The organism is Cereibacter changlensis JA139, assembly GCF_003034985.1.
Taxonomy (GTDB): domain Bacteria; phylum Pseudomonadota; class Alphaproteobacteria; order Rhodobacterales; family Rhodobacteraceae; genus Cereibacter; species Cereibacter changlensis.
On record NZ_PZKG01000200.1, the window covers coordinates 1 to 5,345 of the forward strand.

A 5,345-nucleotide genomic window follows, 5' to 3' on the forward strand; every position below is an offset into this window, starting at 1 on the left:
GCGAGGGGCTCGACCTGATCCGGCTGTTCCGCGGCATGAACATCGTCGGGGCTGACGTGAATACCGTCTCCCCCAACCATGACGTGAAGGGCATGACCGCCTTCCTCGCCGCGGCGGTGACCTGCGAGATCCTCCTGCTGCTCTGCCCGGACCCCGCCGCATGACCCATCCGCTGCTCACGGGGGCGCAGGCGCTCTCCGACCGCCTGCTGGAGGTGACGCGCCAGCTGGTCGCCATCCCCTCCGAAACGCCGCCCTCGGACACCGGGGCGGCGGTGGAGGAAGCCATTGTCCTCGCCATCGAGATGGGCGCAACTTCGGCGCTGCGCCACGAGCGCGAGGCGCCGGTGCGCAACGCGGTGCTGCGCTGGTGCGGCGGCGAGGGGCCGCCCGCGCTGATCCTGTCCTGCCATATCGACACCTATCCGGTCGGCGACCGCGCCGCCTGGACCAAGGACCCGTTCGGCGAACAGGACGGGACGCGCTTCTACGGCCGGGGCAGCGCCGACATGAAGGGCGGCATCGCCGCCTGTTTCGGCGCCATGGCCCTGCTGGCCGAGCGCGCGCCGGATCTCGCGGCGCGGGTCGCGGTGGTGCTGGCCGGCGACGAGGAGGCCATGGGCGAACGCGGCACGGGGATGATGATCGCCGATTTCCCGGAGTGGCGCGGCGCCTCGGTGATCGTTCCCGATGTCGGCGCGCCCCGGCTGCCGCGGATCGGCGAGAAGGGCATGCTCTGGCTCCGGATCGAGGCCGAGGGCCTCTCCGCCCATTCGGCGCACAAACATCGCGGCCGCAGCGCCATCGCGGAGCTGACCGGCTTTCTCGACCGGCTGATGCAGTTGGAAGCGCTGGAAACGCCGGCCGACCATCCCGCCCGGACCGTGATCGCCGCGGCCAACCCGCTGTCGGAAAACCTGTCCGGCGCGGGCGAGAGCGAAGCGCTCAGCCGGGTGACGGTGAACATCGGCACCATCCGGGGCGGGTCCTCGCCCAATCTGGTGCCGGCCGCGGCCCAGGCCGAGCTGGATATCCGCCTGCCGCAGGGCGTCGGTTGCGCCGAGGTGCTCGAGCGCATCGAGGCGATGCTCGCGGCCCATGCCGGGCGCGTCCGGCTGGAGATCCTGCGCCGCTACGAGCCCAACGCGACCTACGCCTCCGCCCCGATCGTCCGGGCCTACCTCGGCGCGGCGGAGACGATCCTCGGGCTGCCCACCGCGGCGAACCTGCGCATCGGCGCCTCGGATGCGCGGCTCTGGCGGCGCGAGGGCTTCGACACCGTGGTCTGCGGCCTGACGCCCGGCAATCTCGGCGGCGCCGACGAATACCTGCTGGTTCCGGAACTTGCCGAGCTCGCGGCGCTTCTAGCCCGGGCCGCGGAGACCTTCCTCGCGGACCTCCCGCCCGCAGACCTTTCGACGGAGACCCGACATGCGTGAAACCCCCCGCAGCCATGGCGGGATTGTCACCGCGCCGCATCACCTCGCCGCGCAGGCCGGGCGCGACATCCTCGCCGTCGGCGGCACCGCGGTGGAGGCGACCATCGCCATGGCCGCGACACTGGCGGTGGTCTATCCGCACATGACCGGGCTCGGCGGCGACGGCTTCTGGCTGATCGGCCGGCCCGGGCAGGCGCCGCGGGCGATCGACGCCTCGGGCTGCGCCGTCGCCGCCGCGCGGCTGGAGACCTATGCCGGCCACGCGGAGATCCCGCAGCGCGGCGTGCTGGCCGCCAACACCGTGGCAGGAACCGTCGGCGGCTGGCAGAAGGCGCTGGAGATCAGCCGCGACTGGCAGCAGCCCCTGCCCCACGCCGCCCTGATGGCCAGCGCGATCCGGCATGCCACGACAGGCTTCGCCGTCTCCCGCTCGCAGGCGGCGCTGACCGCGACCCATCTTCCGGCGCTGAGGGAGGCCCCGGGCTTCTCCGGAACCTTCCTCCTGGACGGAGTCCCGCCGCGCGAGGCCGACCGGATGCGGCTGCCCCGGCTCGCTGCGACGCTGGAGGCGCTGGCGCGCGACGGCTTCGACAGCTTCTACCGCGGTCCGCTGGCGGCGCGCATCGCGCAGGACATGGCGCGGATCGACGGTCTGGTGACCGAGGCCGATCTGGCCGGCTGGCAGGCCGCCGAGGTCGCCCCGCTGTCGCTGACGCTCCGCGACGGCAGCCGGCTCTTCAATCTGCCGGCGCCGACCCAAGGCATGGCCTCACTGGCGATCCTCGGCATCGCCGATCTGCTGCCGCCGGGCGGGACCGACAGTTTCGAGCATGTCCACGGGCTGATCGAGGCGACGAAGGCCGCCTTCCGCCAGCGCGACGCGATCATCGGCGATCCGCAACTGTCGGGCGACCAGCAGGCCCCGCTGACCGCCGCGGCGCTGCAGGCCGCCGCACGGGGCATCGACATGCAGCGCGCCGCGCCCTGGCCGCACCCCGCCACGCCCGGCGACACCATCTGGTGCGGCGCGGTGGATGCCGCGGGCAACATGACCAGCTTCATCCAGTCGATCTTCTTCGAGTTCGGCTCGGGCGTGGTGCTGCAGGACAGCGGGCTGACCTGGCAGAACCGCGGCAGCTCCTTCACCCTCGCCACTGAAGGCCTGCGCGCCCTGGCCCCGGGGCGCAAGCCGTTCCACACGCTGAACCCGGCGATGGCGGAGTTTCCCGACGGCCGCCGCATGAGCTACGGCACGATGGGCGGCGAGGGCCAGCCGCAGACCCAGGCGGCGGTCTTCTCGCGCCATGCCCGCGGGGTGCCGCTGCAGGAGGCCGTCACCCGCCCGCGCTGGCTGCTTGGCCGGACCTGGGGCGACGCGCAGACAACGCTGAAGCTGGAGGCGGATATCGGCGACGGGCTGATCGCCGCCCTGCGCGCGGCGGGCCATGAGGTGGAGCTGCTGCCGGCGCATTCCAGCACCATGGGTCACGCCGGCGCGCTGGTGCTGCATCCGGATGGGTTGTGCGAGGGGGCCACGGACCCGCGCTCCGACGGCGCCGTGGCCGCGCTCTGAAGTCGCTCCTGCAGCGGGAGCCGGGGCCGTCCCGGACCTTCCCGCTGCCCCCGTCGACCCGGGACATCCCGTCGCGTCTTGCGTCACTCGAGCCGCGCCAGCTCCATGATCAGCTCATCGCGCGACAGTTCGCGCGCGGAGTCGGGGTCGCCGGCGTCGGTCACATAGACCCTGCCCGGCTCGTTGGGCAGGAAGCAGGCCTGCACCGGCGTGATCTCCATGGTGGTTCTGGTCTCGCCCTCTGCGCAACGGGTGACGGCGGTAACGGTCGGCATCGTGCTTCCTCCTGCGTTGGGTTGAGCGGCCCGCGAGGCGGGGTTTCCCGCTTCCCGACTCGCGCCACAATTCAGAATTGTACCGGCTGTAGATGATAGGGCGACATCCTCCGCGGGTTTTTCCCGGCATCGGCGAATATTCGCCGCTCATCGCGGCGGTGCCGCCGGCGACGGGGGTAGCGGAGGACAGGAACAAAACGGCCGCTCTCCGCTTCAGGAGACTGCGCATCGGGAGCGCGCGGTGGATGGAGGTCGAGATGTCAGAGCAGCGGGACGACAAGGTCAGGGAACGCGCCTACGAGATCTGGGAAAGCGAGGGCAGGCCGGAGGCGCAGAGCGAGGCGCATTGGGCGCGCGCCTGCCAGGAGATCGACGCCGAGGCCGGCGCAGGCGACGGGAGCAATCCGCCGCCCTCCACTCCGGGCGAGGGGATCGACGCCATCGGCGAAGACGGGCGCAGCTCGGCCGCCGAACCGCTCGGGCGGTCCGACGCGGGCTGAGGAGCCAGGCAGCCGGCCCAGGGTGGCGAGGCGGCATGTATCGCGTCCCCGTCGGGCCGGACGGGCGACGCCGGCGCCAATGGCGGGCTGGCCGGAGAGCTGCCGGCGCCGGCAGCCTCTTCCGCGCCCGATGACGCCCCCCGAAGAAAAGGGCGCCCCACAGGTTGGGGCTTGAACAGCGGCCGACAAACCCGCAAGCTGAAGACCGGCAGAGCGGCATCCGCTTTGTGCGTTTTCGGGGCCTCTCCGCAAACAAGAAGCAGCAGATGGTCCTATGCAGTGGAGTTCGAAAGCCTTCCTCGTCCTCCGCCTTGGCGCGATGCTCTTCCCGCTTCTGGGCTGCCTGCTCTGGGCCTTCTGGTCCGGGTCGCAGCAGGTGCGTCGCATGCAGCAGCAGGGGGCGGAAAATGTCCAACTCATCGAGCTTTACACCGACAGGCTGATCCAGACCCAGACGGTGCTGAAGGAGGCGGTCCGCGGCCATGTCGAGGGACAGCCGGCAGGCTATCTTCGGACGGCGGAGTTCCGCGACTTCCTCACCGGCCTGCAGGGCGCGCAGGCCGCCTCGCAGGGGCTGGCGCTGCTCTCGGCCGACGGCGCGGTGCTGGCCGCCAGCCGCGGCTTCTCCGACACCCCGCCACTTGCGCTGGAGGATTACCGCGCCAACCTCGCCGCCGACTCAGAGGTATTTCTCGACCGCAGCGTCGGGCGCGAGGCGCAGGACGCCTTCATCATCGCCATGCCGCTCCGCCTCGGCGAGACCGAGGCCATCTTCGTCTCGGCCATCGAGGTTCTGTCGATGCGCGGCTTCCTGCAGAGCATCGCCACCACCCCGGGTCAGGCCGCGTCGCTCCTGCGCGAGGACGGCAAGCTCCTGATGCGCAACGTCCCCTCCCGCCCCATCCTGTTCGACGCAAGCAGCACCGCCGCGCAGTCCATAGCCGAGGGCGATGACGGGCATTACCGGACCCTCGCCATCTCCGACGGGGTGGAGCGACTCTACGCCTTCACTAGGGTGGGCAACCTGCCGCTCTTCGCCATGTCAGGCGTTCCCGTCGCCGATGTCCGCCGGATGTGGCTGGCCCAGGCGCTGCCGGTCTGGCTGTTCCTCGGGGCGCTCAGCCTCTTCACCTTCGTGCTGACCGCGCGGATCCGGCGCAGCGTCTCGGACGGGCTGCGCCAGCGCGAGACCCACGAGCAGCTGGCGGCGGCGCGCCAGCTGGCCGAACAGCGCTCGCAGCTGCTGCAGGAGCTGAACCACCGGGTGAAGAACAACCTCGCGGTGATCGGCAGCCTCATCAGCTTCCAGGTGCGGTTGACCGGCAAGGTCGATCCCGAGGCGCTGAAGGCGCGGCTGCAGGCCGTGGCCGAGGTGCATGCCCTGCTCTACCGCGCGCAGGAGAACGACCGGATCGACCTCGGCCAGCTGCTGGCGCGGCTGGCGCGCAGCCCGGCGATCGTGCCGCCGGAGCGCGGCATCCACATCGGCTGCGAGGTCGAGGAAGGAATCATGATCGGCCCGGACAGCGCGATCCCGCTGGCGCTGATCGTGGCGGAGC

At 71.6% G+C, this 5,345-nt stretch carries 6 protein-coding genes; 5 read left to right on the top strand and 1 reads right to left on the bottom strand.

Translation table 11 applies throughout. The features are described 5' to 3' along the window. The first annotated feature begins 14 nt into the window (after positions 1-14). From C5F48_RS26510 to C5F48_RS21605, 3 genes are read left to right on the top strand one after another with little or no spacing between them, the layout of a single operon-like run. Positions 15-164 (top strand): arginase family protein, encoded by a 150-nt coding sequence (locus C5F48_RS26510; RefSeq protein WP_373454363.1) that lies wholly within the window; start codon positions 15-17, stop codon positions 162-164. Next, complete coding sequence (locus C5F48_RS21600) at positions 161-1,438, top strand: M20/M25/M40 family metallo-hydrolase (protein ID WP_107665816.1); 1,278 nt, start codon at positions 161-163, stop codon at positions 1,436-1,438. Before C5F48_RS26510 ends, C5F48_RS21600 begins: the two co-directional genes overlap by 4 nt. After that, the gene (locus tag C5F48_RS21605; protein ID WP_107665817.1) at positions 1,431-3,011 is read left to right on the top strand and encodes a gamma-glutamyltransferase family protein; all 1,581 of its coding nucleotides are present in this window, start codon (positions 1,431-1,433) and stop codon (positions 3,009-3,011) included. Before C5F48_RS21600 ends, C5F48_RS21605 begins: the two co-directional genes overlap by 8 nt. An 83-nt stretch (positions 3,012-3,094) precedes the next feature. Here the strand turns inward: C5F48_RS21605 and C5F48_RS24915 are convergent, their stop codons facing one another. Then, the gene (locus tag C5F48_RS24915; protein ID WP_136793328.1) at positions 3,095-3,286 is read right to left on the bottom strand and encodes a hypothetical protein; all 192 of its coding nucleotides are present in this window, start codon (positions 3,284-3,286) and stop codon (positions 3,095-3,097) included. 257 nt (positions 3,287-3,543) lie between these two features. Between C5F48_RS24915 and C5F48_RS21610 the strand changes: the two genes are divergently transcribed. Both C5F48_RS21610 and C5F48_RS21615 read left to right on the top strand, forming a co-directional pair. Beyond that, on the top strand, positions 3,544-3,786 hold the full coding sequence (locus C5F48_RS21610; protein WP_107665819.1) for a DUF2934 domain-containing protein: 243 nt from the start codon (positions 3,544-3,546) through the stop codon (positions 3,784-3,786). A gap of 274 nt (positions 3,787-4,060) precedes the next feature. Next, the coding region (locus C5F48_RS21615; RefSeq protein ID WP_107665818.1) for a sensor histidine kinase at positions 4,061-5,345 on the top strand (1,285 nt) is incomplete at its 3' end.